Origin of the sequence: Seleniivibrio woodruffii, assembly GCF_029267515.1 — a bacterium.
GTDB classification, from domain to species: Bacteria; Chrysiogenota; Deferribacteres; order Deferribacterales; family Geovibrionaceae; genus Seleniivibrio; species Seleniivibrio woodruffii_A.
In genome coordinates this window covers 142270-160387 of record NZ_JAJUIS010000001.1, presented here as the reverse complement: position 1 = coordinate 160387, position 18118 = coordinate 142270, and the positions used below count along the sequence as shown (strand labels likewise).

The 18118-nt window shown below is 46.6% G+C and carries 15 protein-coding genes; 11 read left to right on the top strand and 4 right to left on the bottom strand.

The window, feature by feature from the left end:
* Window positions 1-35: 35 nt before the first annotated feature.
* Complete coding sequence (galE, locus tag Q7P67_RS00735) at window positions 36-1004, bottom strand: UDP-glucose 4-epimerase GalE (RefSeq protein ID WP_303849711.1); 969 nt, start codon at window positions 1002-1004, stop codon at window positions 36-38.
* On the bottom strand, window positions 1001-1816 hold the full coding sequence (locus Q7P67_RS00730; RefSeq protein WP_303849710.1) for a glycosyltransferase family 8 protein: 816 nt from the start codon (window positions 1814-1816) through the stop codon (window positions 1001-1003). The genes galE and Q7P67_RS00730 overlap by 4 nt, the downstream gene beginning before the upstream one ends.
* Before the next feature lie 214 nt (window positions 1817-2030).
* Here Q7P67_RS00730 and Q7P67_RS00725 point away from each other — a divergent pair, with 214 nt between their 5' ends.
* The gene (locus tag Q7P67_RS00725; RefSeq protein WP_303849707.1) at window positions 2031-2714 is read left to right on the top strand and encodes a class I SAM-dependent methyltransferase; all 684 of its coding nucleotides are present in this window, start codon (window positions 2031-2033) and stop codon (window positions 2712-2714) included.
* Window positions 2715-2716: 2 nt separating this feature from the next.
* On the opposite strand, the gene Q7P67_RS00720 is transcribed toward Q7P67_RS00725, so the two are convergent.
* Both Q7P67_RS00720 and Q7P67_RS00715 read right to left on the bottom strand, forming a co-directional pair.
* Window positions 2717-4156, bottom strand: coding sequence for a glycosyltransferase (locus tag Q7P67_RS00720; protein ID WP_303849705.1), 1440 nt, complete (start codon window positions 4154-4156; stop codon window positions 2717-2719).
* Window positions 4157-4163: 7 nt separating this feature from the next.
* Entirely contained in the window at window positions 4164-5675 is a 1512-nt protein-coding gene (locus Q7P67_RS00715; protein WP_303849703.1) for a glycosyltransferase, read from the bottom strand.
* A 141-nt stretch (window positions 5676-5816) separates the two neighbouring features.
* On the opposite strand from Q7P67_RS00715, the gene Q7P67_RS00710 reads away from it, so the two are divergent.
* From Q7P67_RS00710 to Q7P67_RS00665, 10 genes are all read left to right on the top strand, one after another.
* Window positions 5817-8771, top strand: coding sequence for a hypothetical protein (locus Q7P67_RS00710; protein WP_303849701.1), 2955 nt, complete (start codon window positions 5817-5819; stop codon window positions 8769-8771).
* A gap of 2 nt (window positions 8772-8773) precedes the next feature.
* Window positions 8774-9364 (top strand): methyltransferase domain-containing protein, encoded by a 591-nt coding sequence (locus tag Q7P67_RS00705; RefSeq protein ID WP_303849700.1) that lies wholly within the window; start codon window positions 8774-8776, stop codon window positions 9362-9364.
* Entirely contained in the window at window positions 9324-9986 is a 663-nt protein-coding gene (locus tag Q7P67_RS00700) for a hypothetical protein (protein WP_303849698.1), read from the top strand. The genes Q7P67_RS00705 and Q7P67_RS00700 overlap by 41 nt, the downstream gene beginning before the upstream one ends.
* Complete coding sequence (locus tag Q7P67_RS00695) at window positions 9983-12247, top strand: radical SAM protein (RefSeq protein WP_303849696.1); 2265 nt, start codon at window positions 9983-9985, stop codon at window positions 12245-12247. The genes Q7P67_RS00700 and Q7P67_RS00695 overlap by 4 nt, the downstream gene beginning before the upstream one ends.
* Window positions 12248-12260: 13 nt before the next feature.
* Window positions 12261-13484 (top strand): hypothetical protein, encoded by a 1224-nt coding sequence (locus Q7P67_RS00690; protein WP_303849694.1) that lies wholly within the window; start codon window positions 12261-12263, stop codon window positions 13482-13484.
* Complete coding sequence (locus Q7P67_RS00685; protein WP_303849692.1) at window positions 13481-14620, top strand: hypothetical protein; 1140 nt, start codon at window positions 13481-13483, stop codon at window positions 14618-14620. The genes Q7P67_RS00690 and Q7P67_RS00685 overlap by 4 nt, the downstream gene beginning before the upstream one ends.
* A 37-nt stretch (window positions 14621-14657) precedes the next feature.
* Window positions 14658-15326, top strand: coding sequence for a class I SAM-dependent methyltransferase (locus Q7P67_RS00680; protein WP_303849691.1), 669 nt, complete (start codon window positions 14658-14660; stop codon window positions 15324-15326).
* Between the two features lie 158 nt (window positions 15327-15484).
* Window positions 15485-16507: a recombinase RecA gene (gene recA, locus Q7P67_RS00675; protein WP_303849689.1), complete on the top strand. Its 1023-nt coding sequence runs from the start codon at window positions 15485-15487 to the stop codon at window positions 16505-16507.
* 1 nt (window position 16508) lies between these two features.
* Window positions 16509-17591, top strand: a complete 1083-nt coding sequence (locus Q7P67_RS00670; RefSeq protein WP_303849687.1) for a type IV pilus twitching motility protein PilT — start codon at window positions 16509-16511, stop codon at window positions 17589-17591.
* A gap of 58 nt (window positions 17592-17649) precedes the next feature.
* On the top strand, window positions 17650-18066 hold the full coding sequence (locus tag Q7P67_RS00665; protein WP_303849685.1) for a regulatory protein RecX: 417 nt from the start codon (window positions 17650-17652) through the stop codon (window positions 18064-18066).
* The last annotated feature ends 52 nt before the right edge of the window (window positions 18067-18118 follow it).

The window sequence follows — 18118 nt, the reverse complement described above, 5'->3', positions numbered from 1 at the left end:
TATCGGTTAAAACTGGCTAAAATTGATAACATTAATTACCTGTTTCTGTGCCAGTTCCATGCCGTGTGTATAATATCTTCCAGCGTAACGAATGAAGGTCGCCATCCAAGCTCGTTAAAGACCTTTTTTGGGTCTGCCACCAGCACAGGAGGGTCCCCTGCGCGCCGCCCTTCCTCCGCAGCGGATATTTTGCAGCCAGTCACCTTTTCTGCGCAGCTTATAACCTCTCTGACGGAATATCCGGTGCCTGTGCCCAGATTGAATATGCCGTTTTCGCCGCCTTTCATGAGCCTATCCAGCCCCAGTATATGGGCTGCGGCAAGGTCTGTGACGTGTATGTAGTCTCTCACGCAGGTGCCGTCCGGCGTATCGTAATCGGTGCCGAATATTTTTATTGAGCCGCCTGTTTTCGCCGCTCTCAGAACCAGCGGGATCAGGTGGGTCTCCGGGTCGTGGTCTTCGCCGATATCTCCGTCCGCATCGGCGCCCGCCGCGTTGAAATAGCGGAATATCATATATTTAAGCCCGTATGCGGTGCTGAAATCCTTTAAGATACTCTCAACGAAGAGCTTTGTCATGCCGTAGGGGTTGATGGGTGCCTGCGGATGGTCTTCCGTTATGGGCATCTCTGTCGGCACTCCGTAGGTTGCGCATGTGGACGAGAAGATGAATTTATCGCATCCGTGTCTGCGCATTGCCGACAACAGGTTGAGAGTGTTTGCAACGTTGTTGACATAATATTTTTCCGGGTCGGTGACCGATTCCCCGACATAGGCAAAGGCGGCGAAGTGCATCACCGCGTCTATCCTGTTTTCATTGAATATCCTGTCCAGAAGGGCAGTGTCCGCCATATCGCCGTGTACGAATTTTCCGGATTTAACAGATTCTCTGTGTCCGTATACAAGGCTGTCCAGAACTATTGTGTCGTGTCCCTGTCTGTTCAGTTCCTTAACGGCATGGCTGCCTATATAGCCGGCTCCGCCGACAATAAGTATCGTGCTCATATCTCATCTCCAAACGGAATCATCGCCCTGTATTTATGGTACAGGTGTCTGTAAGGGTGGTAGCTGTTGCTGTGCCAAGGCTTTACTGAGCGGGTATAGTGAACTATCACAGGTTTTTCCTGCGCTTCCCTTATCTCTTTGTCTGCTGAGTTTGATTCCATTATTTCCCATATAAAATTAAATTTCGGATGAAGTTTTTTCCATTTTTCGTGGAGCAGTATGTTCAGAACGTCCTGATCCCACCAGAGGATATCGTGTCTGCGTTCGAGGGCGAATGTCATCAGCTTTTTCGTAAGCCCCTCTTCACGCCATTTTTTCAGGTTTACAAGCATGACACCCGCGTTGAAATAATCCGATTCGGGGTCTATGCCGAATCGGGAGAGATGCTCCTTGTTTTTCAGCGGGAAAAGGTGTTCCACTCCGCGCAGGTATTCATCGTCCATGACTGTCCGGCTCAGTTCGGATACGGAGCCGTCCACGATAAGATCGCAGTCCAGATAGAGCAGGGTGTCGATATCCTGCGGAAGTATCTCCGCCATGCACAGACGGAAATAGGTTGCCTGTCTGATGTGGTGGGTGATGCGGAAATCCGAGAAGATATCCGGGTCTATGCTCAGGATATTGATTTCGGTGTTATATTTTTCACGGAAAAAGCGGCAGACATCCTCCAGATCGGATTTAGTGCCGTCGTATATCAGAAAAATCCTGAAATCCGTATCTCTGTTGTTTTCAAGAAGGGAGAGCAGCGCAGTTGAAAAATGGATGATGTAGTTTCTGTCTATGGTGAAAACGACGTTAAGGGTATCGCTCATATTCTGCTGCTTATCAGGCGGGCATAGTTGCGGTATATCCTCTCATTTCCGGGTAGAAACAAGTCAGCAGAAGTTCTTTTCATGCAGCATCTGTCCCTGTATATAATAAGTTAGTTTATGTTAAATATTACCATAAGGTTATACGATGTTCAATCTATTATACAAATACTGCCTCCGCGTGGTATGATGTTAATATCGAAAAAAGGAGCTTTTAATGAAATCCGATCCGAACTCACCGACTTTTGTCTGCGATGAATATGGCTGCCACTGGCAGATGACGCGCATAGAGAAAATTGCCTTCCATGCCCTCGTGAAAAAGATATCGCCTGAAAATGCTCTGGAAATAGGTACTTACAAAGGCGGGAGCCTTCAGGTTCTTTCAGAGTTTTCGAAGCACGTTTATTCGGTGGATATCAGCGACGAGCCGAAAAAAGCCCTTGAAGCCTTATACTGGAACGTCTCCTTTATTGTCGGAGATTCGAAGAAGCTCATCCCTGAATTTCTGGCGGATATGAAAAAGCAGGGGAAGCGTCTGGATTTTATCCTCATTGACGGCGACCACAGCGAGAACGGGGTCAGAACAGATATCAATAACATTCTTAAATACTACGTTCCCGAATCTGAGCTTTTTCTGGTATGTCACGACTCCTTTAATCCGTCGTGCAGAAAGGGGATTGTGGGCGCCGAATGGAAAGACTGCCCGTATGTGGATATGGTAGAGGTGGATTTTGTGCCGGGCGTGTACCACTATGAAGCGTTTGATACTGCCAAACCGAAATCCATGTGGGGCGGTTTGACCGTTGCGAGACTTCTGCCTGAAAAAAGACAGGGGGAGCTTACTGTGCATCAATCCCAGAAGGGACTTTTCGATGCGGTATATAAAGATTCAATAAGCTGATGTTATTCGATAAAATTAAGTCTTAATATCTGAACGTCGGGGTTGTTTTCCAATCTGCCGTTCAGGTTCTGCCTTTTGCCGCATATGACAAAATCGGTGCTGCTTGCGCAGTTTGAAAGGAAATCCGTTGTATTGACTATTTTTATCCCTTCAAACTCCTTTTGCCCGCAGTCGTCTATTATGAAATATTCTTTTTCCGGCAGGGCTCTTTTCATAAACTCCATTACCTTTCGTCCTGAAAGCCCTATGCCGAAAAGCGCAACCTGTCCGGCGGCGGATATCTGTCTGATGCTGTGAATAACCTCTTTCGGGGTTTTTCTCGATATGTTGTGGGCAACTCTGAGTATCTGCACGTTATGCTCTTTGTGCAGTTGACTGAGATTTCCTGCGGTGCGCTCTATGTCCAGCGTATTGCTTTCGTTTATCATAAAGCTGTATCTGCCGTTACTGTGGCTGTTCATAAGCTCATTGAGCATAATGTCGTTTATGACCGGAATGTTAAGGAAGGTCTGCTGCGTCTTGTACAGGTCGTTGTCCAGTATGAAATCAATTTTCCTGCCGACGTTGACTATTATGGCGTTGTTATAGGACATGGCGGATTTTGAACCGCACACGACAAGATAATCCGGTGTGAAATTTTTTATTCTGTTCCGCAGGTAACGTACTTTTGCCTTCAGCCTGCGCCTGTCGCTGATATATGATTCTCTCTTCTTTATTATATCGGCATCGTCCGTGGGGTGGAGCTTGTAAATTATATTCGTCATCCGCACTATATTTTTTATCTGCACCTGCGGGTGGCTGATGTTGTCGGGAGTTATCCTGTGCCTGTGTTCGTGGGTGAAAACCGGAACATGCGGTATATCGAAATGTTTTGACAACTGAAGAACGAAGTCCCAATCGACATATGCCTTTAACCTGTTGTTGAACATACCTGCCGTTTCAAGCGCCGTTTTACGGTGGGCAAGGATATTCATGTTTATGAAGTTGTTGTAATACAGATCCGTCAGCGGTCTGGGGGCTGGTGACATGTGCCTTTTGTGAAGCACCTCTCCGTATTCGTTTTCAACACAGTAATACTGTGCAGTATAACATGCTGCCGCCTCACTGTTTTTGCTGAAGAAATCGGCGACTGTTGCGAAGTGGTTTTCAAGGTAAAGGTCGTCGTCGTCGAGATAGCAGATTATATCGCCTGTGGCGCGCTCCAGAGCAAAGTTACGGGAACCTGATCTGCCCAGATTCTTTTTGCTGTCGTAATATTTCAGCCTGCTGTCGGCAAAGCCTTCTATAATGTCTTTGGCGCTTTCGCCCCCGTCGTTCACTATGATATGTTCAAAATTCGGGTAGGTCTGTGACAGCACGGATTCAACTGCTCGTTTTAACAGACCTCTCCGGTTAAATGTCGGGGTTATTACGGATATTTTCAGCAGTGGTTTATCGTTCATTGTTATCTCATATCAGATACGGTGAAAGTGCAAAAACTTTTGAAGTTACACTGACTTCATTATCGACCTTTTTTCTGAGGAGTTCAAAATTTTCTTTACTGGCGACTGTCAGCAGAAAAACTATTTTTTTGCCTTTGTTGTCGGATATAAGTTTGCCAAACGGGATTGTGTCCTGCCCCATAAAGGTTTTTACGTTGTCGTCAACGATGAAGCTGATTCTGTCTTTCAATCCTGAGCGTACAATGAAATCCCAGTGAAGGGTGAGACCGTATCCGGCTCCAAGAAGAACGAAAATGCTGTCCTGATTTTCGTCGATTATCTTCTTTATTCTCGCGGAATTGGAATATTCCGGATTTCTTTTTTCATGTTCCGCAATTGCATGTGCGGCGGCTTCGTCAGTGATATTCATCTCTGCTGAGAGCAGAATATTTCTGAGCTTGGCTATAGATGTGCGGATGTCGAATTTTATGCTGTTCAGTTCCAGACTGCGCAGCCCCATTTTTGTGCGGGTTTCGGGAGATCGGGCGAGGCTGATAATATGTTCCGCCATACCCTGCGCGTCCCCTTCCTGAACAAGAAATCCGTTCTCTCCGTGGATTACGGCTTCAGGAATACCCTCGTGGATGGTCGCTATGACGGGAAGTCCGCTGAGGGACGCTTCAAGAATAGAGTTCGGCAGTCCCTCACTGTCTCCGGTTTCGGGACACTTTATGGAGTGCTGAATATATACGTCAGCCATCGAAAGTTCGTCCATGACCTTTTCATGGGGAATCGAGCCTGTGAACCTGACAACCCCGTCCAGTCCGTTCTCTTTTACGAAGGCTTTGGATCTTTCCAGCAGGTTATCCTTTGCGTGGTATTCGGTGGTATCGCCTATCATCACCAGTTCGATGTTCTTCTCCTGCTGATAAGCGATTCTGAACGCTTCAAGGAGTATCAGCGGAGCTTTTTTTGAAACGAATCTTCCGATGAACAGAAACCTGCACCGTCCGTCATTCCGTGGCGCGAGAGGTTTCAGTTTCTCTTTGTTCACTCCGTAATAGTTTACATATATTTTGTCTTCCTGAATACCGTGCGCCGCCAGTCTGTTTTTCATAACTTCCGAAACGGCTATGAAGCCGCCGCATACGGAAGCTGTCCAGTTATAAAATCCGACTACGTTTTCATTGTTCAGCATCTGGGATGCGTCGTATCCGTGGAAATGCAGGGTCAGGGGGAGTTTCAGCCTTCGCAGGTTCAGTTCGGCTATGGCTGTGAACGTATTGGGAAATTCAATAAGAAGGTGTGTTACCCCGTGCCTATGAAGAAACCCGCACAGCCTGTCTTCATCCTCCTGTGAATATTTTGCCCATAGCCCCGTCTGTTTTATCTCCAGCACCGGAGTGTCCGGCAGATGCCATCTGTCACCGATTTTTGACGTTATCACTACTGTGTTTTCGGGAGCGAGAAAGAGGATATGGTTTTGTATGAAAGTTTCAGAATATGCCCCAATCTGAGGTAGAAACAAAGCAAGTTTCACGATAAATCCGCCTTGATGATTGTTAAATATTACTTTACGGTTTTGTTTATTGTCAAGAGCAATATCCGACATGTAATATTGACAAAATCAATATAGATAGTTTACTTTAAAAAGAATAATCAATCACAGCAGGTGCGTTTTATGTCTAAATATCTTGATATGTGCCGCCGTAATGAATTTCAGGCACTGATGACGGACATAAACAACAGTTTTGACAGCTTTATTCAGTCCGGTCATGCCGACGAGGTTCTTTTTCTTCTGAAAGAACGGCAGATCATGAAAGATATGTCCGAAAACAAATTCAACTTCGAATATATAAGACTGGCAACCCATCTGCTGCGCTGCTGCGTAAAGATCGAAAAAAGCAGAATGGATGCGCCTCTCAGCAAAGAACTGCAGAAAAGATACAGCGACATAAAGGATGTCAACAGTCACAACGCAAAATTGAACTACGCGCTGATGATCTTTGTGCACGATGTTCTGCGCGGCAACGGAAAGACGGCGAAGGAAAATCTTCTTTGCAGAATAACCGACCTGAACACGAACAGCTTTGTACAGAATAACGACCAGCTCAGAATGTATCTGAATATCATAAAATCTCTTTTTACACTGACCGAAACGGTGGACATCCTTATCGAAAATGTTTTCAGAGGGAGCTTCTGGCAGAAGGAGATTATGGTTCAGAAAGCCAATTTCCTATGGGTGTCGAATATCCTGTGGGTATGTTTCGGTGTCGACATGGAGTTTCTACGTCTGAGGGACGTCTGGCTGGATCTTTTCCGCAAAGCCATAGCGAAAAACAAAACCGAGCTCGTCTTTTTCATGCACTTCCCGCTGTCACACGTCTTTCTGAATCTGATGAACACTCAGGAGGGTATGAGACAGTTTAACGCGGACGTTGAGATCCCTCTGTCTGCATATATCCGCGAAAAAGTCATCCCTGAATACGGGCTGAAACCTGTGGAAAAGATGAAGGACTGTTCCGGAAAAAAGAGGATAGCATTCGTTCCGGACAGAGTGGTAAAGAACGCACCGTTCAAACTTCTGTACTCGCTTCTGTATGAACTGAGAAAGCAGACAGACCACGAACTGTTTGTCTATGACCTTGAAACCATAGAAAAAAGTCCCTCCGACCCTGAAATGATAAGGATAATAGAAGAGCTTGGCGTAAAATACGTCAGCAATCACCGCATCATAACCGACAGCGGCAGCGGACACTATTACAGCCATTTCAATAAGGCTGTAAAACTCAGGGAAAGGATAGTTGCTGACGGTATAGACATCCTGGTTTCCATGAACAACAGGGAACAGTATAACCTTTTGCTGGCGTCAAGAACTGCGCCTTTGCAGATATACTGGTGCCACGGCAATTTCGAATTTGACATCGACGGAATGGATAGGAGAATTACCCATATTCCACAGGGGCTTATGCAGGAGAATCAGCTTGAATATGAAAGATTCAGACTCCGTCAGCATATGCTTTTCATGGAAGCGGATATCAGAGCTGCGAAGATACAGGCGGACATCATCAGAGGAAACTACCCGCAGGGGAAGGTGATTCTGGGGAGTATCGGTCGCCTGATAAAGCTGGAAGGCGACGGCTGCATAGAGAAGACGGCGGAGATAATGCTTAAAAATCCCGACACAATTTATCTTGCGTGCGGGCACGGCGAATCTGCCAAGATAGTTGCCAAAGCGAAGGAATACGGACTGGAAAACCGCTTCTTTTTCACATCTTGGGTTGACCCGCAGATATACTGCCATGTGATAGACGTTTACATGAACACTTTTCCCAATCCCAGCGGCGAATCAATGTCTGAATATCTCTATTACAACAATAATATCGGCGCAGTGACCGATATTTCGGATTTGACAGCCTATTCTGAAACTGCCGGTTTTCTGATAGCTCTTACAAAAAAAATTGGCAGAGAGAATTTACGGATGCGCTTTAAGCTGTCGGAGAACGACGAAGAGCGGTTCAATCTTCAGGCTGATTCTGCAAATCCTGTCTGGAACAGCCTGAAAACGAGGGCAGACGAAATGCGCAAAACGCTTCCTGTCGGTAAAATGACTGTGGGATGTGTGCTTTTGTCGGAGAATATTCCTGATTTTCTCCCGCGTCTTGTTGAAGAAACCATGAAAAAGACGCAGCTGTGCAGATTTGTTTTCATAATTCCCCATTACCTGAAAGATTATGAAGCGGACATCCGCGGCAGGTTCGTCGACGGCGTTTCCCTCTTCACGGAGGACGACCCGTTCGTTGCAAATTTCCTGCTGGACATATATCTTGACGGTAACAGCGCATCGCGGATGTTCCGCGTTGAGCCGGGCGGAAATGTGAAGAGCGCGGTTTGTCTGTCCGACGGCAAATCAGTTGATAAGTACTCCGACCTCGTTATCAAAAGTGTGGTGCACCTGAAATATAATTACAGTGAAGTGACCTGCGGCGATTTCTTCAGAAAGTCAGAGAGAACGGACAATATGGGGATATCGGTATATCTGAAAAAAGACTCATCTTTCAGAAGCATTGCCGGAGAATTTTTTAAAGCGCACCCTGCGGCGGTGCTGAATATCAGCCGTGATGCGCTTGACGCCGAACAGGAGTTGATTTCCGCACTGCCGGAATCGCAGGTCAGAATATACGATTTTGCTGAGGATGCCAAATACTCTTCAGATATATTGATTTATGACGATGTTGAAACTGTTAATAAAAGTAACGTCGCCATGCATAATATCTGCCGTGTCTACCTTTGGGCTCACAGGGAAAAGACTTTCAGCGAAGCGTTGTCTTTAGAGTATTTCCAAAGGGATGCGGAGCTGGTTAAAACGCTGCTGCACATTGAAAAACTCCCTGACGACAATTTTGAGATATATAGGGCGCTTTACGGTGATTGTTTCAGGGATGATGATGAACTTAAAAAATATTTTTACAGAACCGCAACAGGGTTGGATTATCTGATAAACCAGCTCGGATATGAGATTGATAATCCGGAACTCTGCTGGAGAAAAAAGATATACCGCAGGCTTCTTGATGTTTACAGAAGACCGGCGGAATATAAGGATGCCAAAGGACAATTCGACTGCATACTGAGGTGAACATGCCCGTTGTAAACGATTATCTCAATTCCATGTACAGACACATCCATAAAACGAAAACCTACGGACAGAATTCAGCAAGGTTCATCAATATGATACGCCTTCTTATGGAGGATATTGCACCGAAAAACATATTGGATTACGGGTGCGGACAGAGCAGGCTTGCAGATATGATGAGCGAATATTCAAATGCGGATGCTCACAGGTACGACCCGGCTATAGACGGTATAAATTTTATTCCGCTTGATAAATATGACTTTATCACATGTACGGATGTTATGGAGCATGTTGTTGAAGATGACTGCCGCAAGGTGGTTGGAGAACTGGCGGCGCTTAGCCGGAATGTATTTTTTCATATCTCAACGAGACCTGCGGGGGAAATTTTGCCGGACGGTCGAAACGCACATTGCACTGTGAGGAACACAAAGTGGTGGCTCGGACTGATAACAGAGTATTTTCCGGATGCGGAGGTCATTTTTGACGAATACGGCAACGGCTGCGGGATCATCACATGGAAGTCTGTACACAAATACATTTTTCAGGAAATATATTATGGAATACGTCATATACAAGTCTGTATCCGACCTGAATAATGACATAGCAAGGCTGAAAAGCGAACGTGTCTCTGCCGCTGCGGAAATTGGAAAACATTACAGCAAAGACCTTTCGGAGCATTTCGAAATAATAAGAAAAGATTTTACAGGCAGATCGGCTCTTGCCTATGAAACTGCAAGGATGATAGTTTTTCTGCGCCGCAATATGGATACGGACGTCAATTCGGCACTATTTCTGCACATAGCAAGAGAACACAGCGGGCACATCTGCAAAGAGATGAATCTTCGCTGGCTGGTCTCCGTTATGGATACTCTGGCGGATTTCGGCGACGCGGAGGAATCGGCTTCAGCTCTTCAGCTCTCCTGTATGGTGAATTTTATTAAGCTCTCCGAAACGGAGAAGAAGTTTTTTTATACGGAAAATTTATCACCTCTGAAAGATGAGGACGGGCATATATATCCTTTATTCGACGGACTGACCCACTTCAAAACCGTAAGCGGCGATATGGTGAGAAACCTTTTCGGGCGTATAAGCAAAAAAATGCGGCAGCCCCATATGCTCGAATATTATACTGAAATTAAGAACAGACCGCTGTCGGAGAAGAACTGTCTCGGCAGGTTCAATGAAACCCATAAAAATCTGCTTGGGGAAAGAAAATGAGCGTATATCTCCATTTCGAAGGCGTTTGTTTCAGAAGACGGCTGGACACGGAAAAACTGCGCGAATATTTCATTTTAAACGGGTTTGATATTACAGATAATCCTGATGACGCTGAGAATATAATATATTACTGCTGTGCTTTCAACACATACAGAGAGGATGTCGGGCTGGAAAAAATAAAGGGGTTCCTTTCGAAAAATCTTTTTGTCCTTGAGGGGCTTGCAAAAACAGCAAAAGACAGTCTCATCGGTTTGGGTGTTAAAAGCGACAGGATAATCCCCCTTGAAAATATGAGTATTCTTGATGCACATTTCGCGGAAAAAGTTAGATATAAGGACGTCGGCGAGCAGAACCATCCTGACGGCAACAGAAAACAGTTCGCGGTTATGACCTCCCGCGGGTGTTTGGATAACTGTTCCTATTGCGGTGACAAGACCGTTGTGGGCGACCTGATAAGCAAACCCCTTGAGGAGATACTTGAAGAGGTAAGGCGCGGAGTTGCGCTTGGGTATCAGCGTATCCTTTTTCTTGGGGACGACGTCGGTGCATACGGGCTTGATATCGGTCTGACAGTGTTTGATATGTTTGATGAAGTGTTCAAAGTATCAGGAAATTTCAAAATCAATATCGGCGAACTTAACGTTAAATACTTCATAAAAGAGCCGGAAAAGTTTGAAAAACTTTGCAGTTCCGGCAGGATTGCCAGTCTGGCTGTCGGTTTTCAGTCCGGCAGCGACCGCATACTTGAGCTTATGCAGCGCGGCTACACTAAACAGGGGCTGCTGAATATGATACGGATTCTTAATAAATACGGTATTCCCACGCATTTTCATGCGATTGCTGGCTTTCCTGCGGAAACGGAGGAAGATTTTATGGACACCGTTGATGTGCTTGCCGCATATCCGTTTTATTCCTGCTCAATGTTCATATATCTTGAAAGAGGTTATTCCGGCTCGTGTGAAATATTTCCGAAAGTTCCTGCGGACACTGTTTTGCGGAGACTGGAAAAGGTCAGAGGAATACTCGGAGAAAACTATAGGTATGTTATGAAACCTGATAAACTCAGAATTATGTCGAAAGAGAAATATCGTCAGTGCATGATTGTTGTCGGTTCAAACAGATGCGGAACGTCGGCAATGACTGGACTTCTGGAAAAAGCGGGCGTTACGCTCGGAAGGAAACTTCTTGCGCCGTCTGAAAATAATAAGAAAGGCTATTTTGAAGATGAGAGGCTTATAGCCTTTAACGATAAGGTCATGGCAGAGGCGGGAACCTATTGGGATGATATCGCAAAACCGCAGGACTATCTTGACAGCGTTATGCAGACGAAGAACGTTGAGGAGCTTAAAGCCATCATCACAGAGGAGTATGGTCGGGCACCTTATTTTGCGTTGAAAGACCCAAGAATATGTGCTGTTCTGCCTTTATACCTCAGGGCGCTGGACGAGATGTCCATCGATGTCAGAATCATCAGGATGATAAGACATCCCTTCGAAGCGGCGCAGTCGCTTTCAAAGGTGATGGGTTTCAATATCGGTAAATCCCTCCTTATCTGGTGCTTAAACAACATATATTCAGAAATATATTCGGAAGATTTCGGCTGTCTGAGAGTAAATTATGACGATCTGCTTTCAGACCGCAAGGGTGTTCTTGAGCGCGTGGAGGAATATACGGGTATGGAGATGAAAACCGGAGACGACGATTTCATAGACAGCAGTATGAAAAGATCCGTTAATACGGACAGAAGCGATGTTGACGGCTTTGTAAGGGATTTCAGCCTTGAGCTTTTCGAAGCTCTGAAAACCGGAAAGGATATCGGAGGACTGCACGCAGTTCTGAAAGATTATCTCAACAGGGAGAGCGGAAAAATATCCCGTGGGGACGCCCTCTTTTACCGCGAAAGATATCACGTTCAACTCCCGAAAATGTCCCGTTATGAAGCGGAAAACAGATATATGAAACTCAGGCTCGAAGCCATCGGGCAACTTGCTCAGCACAGACGTCTTGCGGTTTTCGGTCTGGGTGTTTCAGGGATGAAAACGATTGAGTTTCTTACCTCATACTATCCGGAAAGGCTGTGTTTTGTTGTGGATGATAACAGGACAGGCAGCCACAACGGTGTTCCGGTCATCTCTTCCGCCGATCTGCTCGGAGGTGAATTTGAAACGGATGCGCTTGTATGCGGCAGGTTCCAGCGGCTTAATCCGGCTCTGGAAACCGAACTGAAAATACCGCTGATAAGGCTTGAGCTTATAGTATAGTAAGGAGATTCGGATGCCTGAGCATACTTTCTGCACAATTGTGACTCCGGACTACCTGCCCATGGCTCTGGCTCTGCACGATTCCATACGGGCGCATGGCGACGCGGCGCTTCATATTCTTGTTTCCTCATTCAGAGAGGATGAACCGGAAATGCCGGAAGGTGTTACATTAAGCTATGTGGATGACCTTCTGCCTTACGGCAATTCGGGAAAGATATACGAAAAGTATTACGATAGCGATTCTGATGCTTTTCGTTGGAGCATGAAGCCTGAATTTATCATGTACCTTATAGAGAAGAAGGGGTTTAAGAAGGTTCTTTTTACAGACCCAGATACTTATTATTTCAGTTCTTACAGCTTTCTTTTCGATATGCTCGATTCGCACAGAGTGCTTTTAACTCCCCATTGGCGGTCTTTTTCGCCGGAAAAGAGCAGTGCTCATTTTCACCTTAACTTTACGGATGGTTTTTTTAACGGCGGTTTTATAGGCGTTTCAGAAAAAGGTACTGATGCTATGATGTGGCTGTCCGGAGTTTGTGCATATGAGTGTACGAAAGATAGTGCCAGAGGTCTTTTTGTCGATCAGAAGTATCTGGACGCTCTGCCTGTTATGTTTGAAGGCGTAGGCATTGTCCGGCACAAAGGTTGCAACGTTGCGATATGGAACATACACGAATGTCCGAGGAGTATATCAGACGGAAACGTACTGATATGCGGTGAATTTCCAGTTGTTTTCGTTCATTTTTCAACAAATGCGGTAAAAGGTATTTTTCGTGGAGACGACCCGCTTTTGCAGGGTTATCTGCTGAAATACATAAAAAATCTCGATGAAAGGGATTTCCCTGTCAAAAAACTTTTGTTGGCGGGCGCAGAGGGGCTTGTTTCCTATATTTCAAAACTTTCAGGCGAAAGAGGCAGGCTGCTTGAGGAGCTTGAGAGTATAAGAGATATTCAGCATCTGCTGAACGGAAAGGATATTGCGATCTTCGGCATGGGCAGAGCGGGGATGCTCTGTTATGAATATACGAAAAAATATTTTCCCGGACAGGTGAGATATTTCATCGACGACAGGGTGCAAAAGCCGTACTGCGGTATTTCTGCGGTTACAACGCAGGAGTTCTTGTCTGAGAAACAGAATGAGGTCGGTGTGGTTATCTGCGGGAAATATCAGGATGTAAATCCTGAGCTGATAGATGGACTGAACGTGCCTTTCGTCAGGCTGGAGAACGTAAGATGAATACTTTCTGCACAGTTGTGACCGGCGACTATATTCCTATGGCTCTCACCCTCTTTGATTCATTGCGCGAAAACGGCAATGCGTCTCTTCATATATTTATTTCGTCTCAGGAAAACATGGAATATGATCTGCCGGAAGGCGTTCATATACATAACATAAACGACCTTATGGGATTCGGGAACACAGCGAAGCTGTTCAGCAAATATTACGGGTCTGACAAGAGCGCTTTCAGGTGGGCGATGAAGCCTGAATACATTTCATACCTGATTGAAGAGAAGGGGTATGAGAAGGTCATATACGCTGATGCAGACACGTATTTTTTTGACTCCTATGATTTTCTTTTCGATATGCTGAATGGCAGCGGAGTGCTGCTGACACCGCATTGGAGGAGTTTTAACCCGGCAAAGAGCCCTCTGCATTTTTATCTTAATTTTACGGAAGGTTTTTTTAACGGCGGCTTTATTGCGGTAAGCTCTGAAGGGCTGGAAGCCATGAGCTGGCTTTCGGATTCCTGTCTTTATGAATGCAGAAAAGATGTCGATGCCGGATTGTTTTATGACCAGAAGTATCTGGACGCTCTGCCCGTTATGTTTGAAGGGGTTAGGATTTTACGTCATAAGGGCTGCAACGTTGCCTCGTGGAACATTCACGAATGTCCCAGAACCGTTCATGAGGGCAGGATATTGATAGACGGCGGATTCCCTCTGGTTTTCGTGCATTTCTCACGCAGTACTGTGAATCATATATTCTACGGAAAGGACGATGCACTTTACGGGTGTCTTGAAAAGTATCTGGGAAATCTGGAGGCGCGGGGATTTTCTGGACTGAGCAGGCTTTATGAAGACCTTGAAGAGATTCTGGACAATTTCGGAAATACCATGAAAATAGCCTCTTTCGGTTACGGCGAATCGGGAAGAGCCGTCGTGCGGTTTTTGCAGAGACATCTGCCGGGCAGGCTTGTGACGGTTGTGGATGATAACGTTAAGGATGCGGACGGACTGAATTTTATGACCACGGAAGAGTTCCTTGCGGTTCAGGATGCGGATGTCATGGTTTTCGGTAAGCATCAGGCGCTCAATCCCGCTCTTTTAAATAATCTTACGATACCGTATATAAGAATGGAACAGGTCGGCTGACACTCCGGCGAAATAACACGAACGAAGGATCTGAAAAATGAACGAAACAGAAAATTACTGCAGCATATGCGGAAACGGCAGTTCCCCTTTTAAGTCTTATGGAGGCAGAACGGGCGTACTTTGCCCTGTGTGCGGTTCGCTTGAGCGTCACAGATTTATCTGGCATGTGGTCAGCAGAGAGTGCAGGCTTTCTGAGGATGTGAGTTTTCTTCATTTCGCCCCTGAACAGTGTTTTTACGACAAACTTGCGTCGTCCGGCATAAAATATTTCCCTGTGGATATAAACCCGGAAAGATTCAAAAATGCTTGCACTCATATGAACGCCACAGATATAAAGTTTCCCGATTCCTCCATGGATATCGTCATGGCAAACCATCTGCTGGAGCATATTCCCGACGATATAAAGGCGATGAAAGAATTTTTCCGTGTTCTGAAAAACGGCGGGATAGCTGTTCTGACAGTTCCTATAAAGCTGGGTAATGAAAAGACCTATGAGGATTTTTCCATCACCGACCCGCAGGAAAGGGAGAAGGCGTTTGGTCAGTCGGATCATGTGAGATGGTACGGACGGGATTTTACGGACAGGCTTAAAAGAGCCGGATTTCATATTGAGGAATTTTTCGCAAAAGACTGTCTTAGCGATTCTGAAATCAGAAGACAGGTTATTGACAGGTCTCCTGTATATATCTGTAGAAAAAGGATATAATCTGAAACTTATTTTATAGCCCCCTCCGCCTCATTTCTTTTTCTCCCTCTGGATGCAAACGACAGAAAATGTCGCTTTGATATGTTATCAAAAGGCTGTTTTCATGAGACGGATTTTATAGTAATATAATTTGTTAAACCAAACCTATCGGAGGAGAGATGGATCAGGATAAGAAAAAAGCCCTGGAGCTTGCTCTGGGCAAGATTGAGAAGGATTTCGGCAAGGGCGCCGTTATGCGTCTTGGCGACAGACCCAACGAAAAACTCCCCGTCGTGTCCACAGGCATCCTGTCGCTGGACATTGCGCTGGGAGTGGGCGGATTTCCCAAAGGCAGAATAATTGAGATTTACGGAGCTGAATCCAGCGGTAAGACCACCATCGCTCTTCACGCCATAGCCGAAGTGCAGAAATTGGGTGGTGCGGCTGCGTTTGTCGATGCGGAACACGCCCTTGATCCTGTTTATGCAAAAGCCATCGGCGTTGACACCGACAACCTGCTGGTCAGCCAGCCCGACAGCGGCGAGGCGGCACTGGAGATAACAGAGACGCTGGTGCGAAGCGGCGCAATAGATATCATTGTTGTGGACTCCGTTGCAGCTCTCACCCCCCGCGCGGAGATAGAGGGCGAGATGGGCGATTCGCACATGGGTCTTCAGGCTAGGCTTATGAGCCAGGCGCTGAGAAAGCTCACCAGCATCGTAAACAAATCTCAGACCACGCTGATATTCATCAACCAGACCCGTTCGAAGATTGGTGTCGTATACGGCAACCCCGAAACGACAACAGGCGGAAACGCACTGAAATTCTACGCATCCATGCGTATAGAGATAAAGAAATCTCAGGCTCTGAAAGAGAAGGAAGAGGTTGTGGGTAACCACGGCATAGCCAAGGTTGTTAAGAACAAGGTTGCGCCCCCCTTCAAAACGGCGGAGTTCGATATCATGTACGGAGAAGGTGTTTCCCGCGAAGGTCTGCTCATTGACATGGGCGTGGACGCAGGATTCATCGGAAAGGCGGGCGCATGGTTCAGCTATGGCGACGCTAAGATAGGTCAGGGCAAGGAGAACTCAAGAACGTGGCTTAAAGAACACCCCGAAGAGGCAGCGGAGCTTGAGACTAAAATACGCGAAAAATATGCAGTGACCGAATACAAAGGAAAAACCGTTCCCGAAGAGGAATAGGATGGATATAAACGCGGTTCTCACAAAAGCGGCTTTGCTTGGCGTTTCGGATATACACATCAAGGTGGGCAGACCGCCTGTTGTGCGCCTGCACGGTGAGATGGAGAATCTGGACGGCTTTGAGACTGTAACGGCAGAGGATGCCGTCAGGATGGCGGGCAGCATAATGCCCCCGCAGCTCAAATCCGAGTTTAAGGAGCGCAAGGAGGCTGATTTCGCATATGCCCTGCGGGGTGTGGCGCGCTTCCGTGTGAACGCGTATATACAGCGAGGGATGATTGGATTGGTGCTGCGCCTCATCCCCGAAAAGATACCGGACATCGACAGTCTGCTGCTGCCGGAGGTTATCAAAGAGATATCGGGCAAGCACAGAGGGCTGGTTCTGGTGACAGGCATAACGGGAAGCGGGAAGTCTACCACACTTGCTTCCATGATAGATTATGTCAACCGCACCAAAAAGATAAATATAATCACCGTGGAGGATCCCATAGAGTTTCTCCACACGGATAAACTGTCCGCCATCTCCCAGAGAGAGGTGGGTGCGGATACGAACTCCTTTTCCGAGGCGCTTAAAAGGGCGCTGCGGCAGGATCCGGATATGATACTTGTGGGCGAGATGCGGGATGTTGAGACCATCGAAACGGCGCTCCATGCGGCGGAGACCGGACACCTTGTTATGTCCACACTGCACACGCTGGATGCTCCTGAGACAATAAACAGGATAATATCCGTTTTCGAACCCCACAGACAGGAGCAGGTACGGCTGCAACTGGCATCCGTGCTCAATGCTGTCATTTCCCAGAGGCTTGTGCCACGAAGCGACAAGCCGGGCAGGGTGCCTGCGGTTGAGATAATGGTGTCCACCGGAACCATAAAGGAGTGTATCTCCGACAAGGACAGAATACACGAGATAACTGATTTCATTGAACAGGGTCGGGACATTTATAAATCCCAGTCATTTGACCAGTCCCTGATGGACCACATAGATGCCGGATTCATAACGCAGGAAGAGGCGCTGAAATGGGCGAAACGCCCAGACGACCTCAAGCTGAAGCTGGCGGGCTTTTCCGGCGGAAGGAGCTGACAGGCTGTTCCCAAAACGGAAGATACGGAGCAAAACCCCTTTCGAGTATGCGCTCAGGGTGCTTGCGCGGCGTGATTTTTTCGAAAGCGAGATGCGCGCAAAGATAGCGGAGCATTTCGGGGACGAAGCCGCGGACGAGACCATCTTAAAGCTGAAAGACTACGGCTATATCGACGACGAGAAGTGCCGGAAAAACCTGATAGCCTCGCGGCTGCGGTCTGGTTACGGCAGATACCGCATCGTCGAGGAACTGCGTGAGAAGGGTATTGATGCCGATCTTGTGGATATGGACGAGATAGCCGGAGAGCGAAGCATAGACACTAAGGCACAGCTTGCGGAGATGGTCAGACGGTTCATGGAGACGAAAAAGGGGAAGACCCCATATGAACTGAAACAGAAATGTATTGCTCATTTTTACAGAAAGGGTTATTCCTTCAATGAGATAATTGATATTCTGGATTCGGATGACAATTAAATTGAGATAGCTTTGCCACTGCGAGGGCAGATACCCGAAGCGTCTCATAGAA

What these genes read in the sequence shown, in the direction of transcription:
- galE (WP_303849711.1), bottom strand. Translation starts at nt 1,004, where the DNA reads ATGAGCACGATACTTATTGTCGGCGGAGCCGGCTATATAGGCAGCCAT.
- Q7P67_RS00730 (WP_303849710.1), bottom strand. Translation starts at nt 1,816, where the DNA reads ATGAGCGATACCCTTAACGTCGTTTTCACCATAGACAGAAACTACATC.
- Q7P67_RS00725 (WP_303849707.1), top strand. Translation starts at nt 2,031, where the DNA reads ATGAAATCCGATCCGAACTCACCGACTTTTGTCTGCGATGAATATGGC.
- Q7P67_RS00720 (WP_303849705.1), bottom strand. Translation starts at nt 4,156, where the DNA reads ATGAACGATAAACCACTGCTGAAAATATCCGTAATAACCCCGACATTT.
- Q7P67_RS00710 (WP_303849701.1), top strand. Translation starts at nt 5,817, where the DNA reads ATGTCTAAATATCTTGATATGTGCCGCCGTAATGAATTTCAGGCACTG.
- Q7P67_RS00705 (WP_303849700.1), top strand. Translation starts at nt 8,774, where the DNA reads ATGCCCGTTGTAAACGATTATCTCAATTCCATGTACAGACACATCCAT.
- Q7P67_RS00700 (WP_303849698.1), top strand. Translation starts at nt 9,324, where the DNA reads ATGGAATACGTCATATACAAGTCTGTATCCGACCTGAATAATGACATA.
- Q7P67_RS00695 (WP_303849696.1), top strand. Translation starts at nt 9,983, where the DNA reads ATGAGCGTATATCTCCATTTCGAAGGCGTTTGTTTCAGAAGACGGCTG.
- Q7P67_RS00690 (WP_303849694.1), top strand. Translation starts at nt 12,261, where the DNA reads ATGCCTGAGCATACTTTCTGCACAATTGTGACTCCGGACTACCTGCCC.
- Q7P67_RS00685 (WP_303849692.1), top strand. Translation starts at nt 13,481, where the DNA reads ATGAATACTTTCTGCACAGTTGTGACCGGCGACTATATTCCTATGGCT.
- Q7P67_RS00680 (WP_303849691.1), top strand. Translation starts at nt 14,658, where the DNA reads ATGAACGAAACAGAAAATTACTGCAGCATATGCGGAAACGGCAGTTCC.
- recA (WP_303849689.1), top strand. Translation starts at nt 15,485, where the DNA reads ATGGATCAGGATAAGAAAAAAGCCCTGGAGCTTGCTCTGGGCAAGATT.
- Q7P67_RS00670 (WP_303849687.1), top strand. Translation starts at nt 16,509, where the DNA reads ATGGATATAAACGCGGTTCTCACAAAAGCGGCTTTGCTTGGCGTTTCG.